Source organism: Enterovibrio nigricans DSM 22720 (assembly GCF_900167155.1).
Lineage (GTDB): Bacteria > Pseudomonadota > Gammaproteobacteria > Enterobacterales > Vibrionaceae > Enterovibrio > Enterovibrio nigricans.
The window spans coordinates 1-3,219 of sequence record NZ_FUXU01000171.1 but is presented as its reverse complement, the minus strand read 5'-3'; the positions used below and the strand labels follow the sequence as shown (position 1 = coordinate 3,219).

The following is a 3,219-nucleotide window of genomic DNA, read 5'->3' as shown; positions in this document are numbered from 1 at the left end:
TTTTTAACTCAGGATAACCTAGGGTCTCAGCGGCCTTCTACTAACTTTGCAACGGAGCCGGAAGTAGTGTTGGCGACAATCCATGTCGCCAGATGAGATTAGATCTATTGTGGGAAATGGTCTTTTATTAAATCCCAAATCGCCACACTCAAGACTCTTAAACAAATAGACCCTAGAGTTTTCACGATTAGTATTGCATTACGTTTGAGCACAATTCACCTTCAATGGTTGATTCGTCTCATCACAAACCCTAAACTTCATAGTGTTAAAGTAAGAAGTTTTGTCTGTATGGACAAATTTTCTAACACCTACAAGCCTGTAAATCTGTGGAGGATTTCGGGCTTGTTCTCTTTTCGACAAGGAGAAATACGGTAATGTCTAGCCTCTTCTTCTTCAAGTCTTGACACATTCCGCTTTCGCTTGAAAAACCAAAGAATTTTACGAACGTTCCCTATCTGATGTTTCCAAGCATACCAACCAGCACGGGTATGTAAACATAGCCAATACTATATTTGGGTAAAGTGACCGAGCGAATATCAACAAAAAAGACCCCCAATAATTGGTTGTCCAACTATTGGGGGTCACTTCATATAGGGGGTCTTTTAATTACATTACTCTGGCGACTGACAGCGGTAATACTTCACTTTCAAGTATCATGTTCTCCGCTTCCCAAGTATCCAACTTTGCTTGCATATTGATCCAAAAGGCCACACCAGTACCAGTTGCCTCAGCAAGTCTACGCGCCATTGCATGAGAGCACTTCGAGTGACCGTTAATGAATACACTCAATGATTTCCTAGTTACGCCTAGTGATTGCGCAGCAGATGTAACAGAAATCCCCCTCTCTTCTAGAATTTCTTCTTTAAAGAACTCTCCAGGGTGAGTTGGTTTTCTATTTAATTTCATGTTATTACTCCATAAATCACTGATACTCTAGATAGAGTTATCGATGATCTTTAAGAGCGAGCAACAATGCTTTTACCGTGATAATCCAAGTAATCTAAGAAAACTGCACCATCGTCCTTTATTTCGAAGGTGATTCTCCAATTACCGTTGACCTCGATACTATAAACACCATTACCAGCCCCTTTTTTTTCACCGAACCTATGTTGAAAAATGTTCTTTAAATCAACTGGGTGATGAGATGCGTCTATCGCATCCAGAATACGAGCTAGTTTCTTTTCGTGCTTAGGGTTAATGCCAACTGTCGTACCGTTATAGTAGAACTTTTCTAGTCCTTTGTGCGCAAAACTCTTGATCGCCATGCTTGGAGACCTCCTGAATATTTTCAACTAACACTAATTTGTTATTATTCATGGTGTTATTCCTTCATTCATATTTCTGATGCCTTTATAGGCTTGGTCAATTCTGGCGGTCTACGCTATCCGGTGCTGATTATTCCAGTTCTTCCACGTGATAATCTGTAACCCATAACGTAACACTACACACCCTGTGAAAGAAAAGCAAGCCCATCGATCAAATTCGCCGCACTGACACTACCCCTTTTACACTCTGAAAAAAAATTTGGAGAACGGAAAAAAGTTATTACCTTTTTCAAAGGAGAGCTGAAAGACAAAAATCCCCAATGAAATAAAGCGCCTTTGGCGTGATAAACCTGAATCATTTATATAATGAAACAACTAAAAGAGATATTGGAATCAATGACTAAGCTCGTAGCGGAGCTAAAAACAGTACCGATGATGCTACAACTATCGTTCGTGTTACTGTCTGCTACAGCTTTTGTTGCTGTGCTTCCACTCTAACTAAGGAGGAAAGGGCCGCTTATGCGGCCCTTTTTGACTCTTTGTCCATTTTTACACATGTGTAAACGCAGAAATTCCCCCACTTAATCTGTTTGTCTGACTCTCATTGATGTCAGTTTTTGTTCTGCTTTTTAACCCACTTGATCAATTGCCAAACTCTGCCTCCTGCGCGTCCGAATTTAGAGTCAGGGCATAAGCTATGCGCGATTAAAGAGAAGCCTATTCCTGCGATTACTGGTTTTGTTATAAATGGTGATAACGTGCTCAGTGGGCTTTTTGTGCTGATACCGCTTGCGTCGAGAGTCGATAAAACCGTTAGAACAATGATAAGTATGCCAATCAACAGTGGTGTTTTTGTTGACGATACCCCTTCAGGTTTTTGATCTGCATTGTCTCTCACTTAACGTTCCCCAGGTCTACAAAAAGTCCTGACTCAAAACTGATCCCGTAGCTGCAAAACCGAGCTAATATCTTGGCTTCTGTTTCTCGCCGTATAAGCGATTTTCCATTTTCAAACTCTCTTAATGTCGTTTTACCGACCCCTGATTTATCGCAAAAGTCGTCCCTTGTTAAACCGAGGTATTCCCTAGCGTGGCGGCATTGTAAGCCAGTGATCGATAAAGCCGGTGCATTGTAGCCGACTGGTCTTTTTGTCATGTTCAGTTCACTTAACCACTTTTGCGCCGTGGGGTAAGAGACGCCTAACAGTTCGCTCATTTCACTGATCGAGCGAGCTTTTTTATAGGCTGTGGTTATTTCATCGTCTGTAAGCTGCAATCGCTTATTGATAGGTATAAATATAACTCATTGTTATCTATGTTGTTTATCCTATCTTTGCTTTTGCTCTTTAAAATAAAAACAAAAAAAAACTTGGGCGCGGAGCGCGAAACTTAACTCGATGATAAAGCACGATAGAGACTGTGTGATAAGTCGAAGACTTATCCACATTCTCTTTAACTCGATGCTAACGGCCTAACTATTAAAGACTTTTTTTATTTACTTTTAACTTTAATAAACTTTATACTTTTAATACTTTAACCTTTTAGATCTTTAAAACTTGCGTTTTCAGGTCTTTTTAAATCAACAGGTTACAAGTAATGAGAGGGAGTAAATGTCCGATAAAGGGGAGTAATAATCCGGTGAAGGGGAGTGATTGTCCGATAAAGGGGAGTGATTGTCCGATGGAAGGGGGAGGGATTGTCCCAATAAAGGGGAGTAAATGTCCTGAGTGGGCACATGTACTTATCATGGCCCTCCCTGTTTAGCGAAATATCAACAAGATATATTGCTTTGTTATTTAGCCTCGATCGTAGCCAATCGGCTAATTACTACACAGTAAATGTCGATTTTGTGATCTAAAAGGGGAGTGCTTAGGTCGTTTTCTTGTTTTAAAGGGGAGTGTTATTATGGCTCCGTTGCAAAGTTAGTAGAAGGCCGCTGAGACCCTAGGTTATCC

General features: G+C 40.5%; 3 protein-coding genes. All 3 read right to left on the bottom strand.

The genetic code is table 11. The features are described from left to right. Window positions 1-606: 606 nt before the first annotated feature. Window positions 607-906, bottom strand: a complete 300-nt coding sequence (locus B5D35_RS23215; RefSeq protein WP_078754767.1) for a HigA family addiction module antitoxin — start codon at window positions 904-906, stop codon at window positions 607-609. Window positions 907-956: 50 nt separating this feature from the next. Further along, the gene (locus B5D35_RS23210) at window positions 957-1,265 is read right to left on the bottom strand and encodes a type II toxin-antitoxin system RelE/ParE family toxin (protein ID WP_078754766.1); all 309 of its coding nucleotides are present in this window, start codon (window positions 1,263-1,265) and stop codon (window positions 957-959) included. A gap of 894 nt (window positions 1,266-2,159) precedes the next feature. Continuing rightward, window positions 2,160-2,420 carry a helix-turn-helix domain-containing protein gene (locus B5D35_RS23200; RefSeq protein WP_244556727.1) on the bottom strand — a complete coding sequence of 87 codons (261 nt, stop codon included), beginning with the start codon at window positions 2,418-2,420 and terminating at the stop codon, window positions 2,160-2,162. Window positions 2,421-3,219 lie beyond the last annotated feature (799 nt).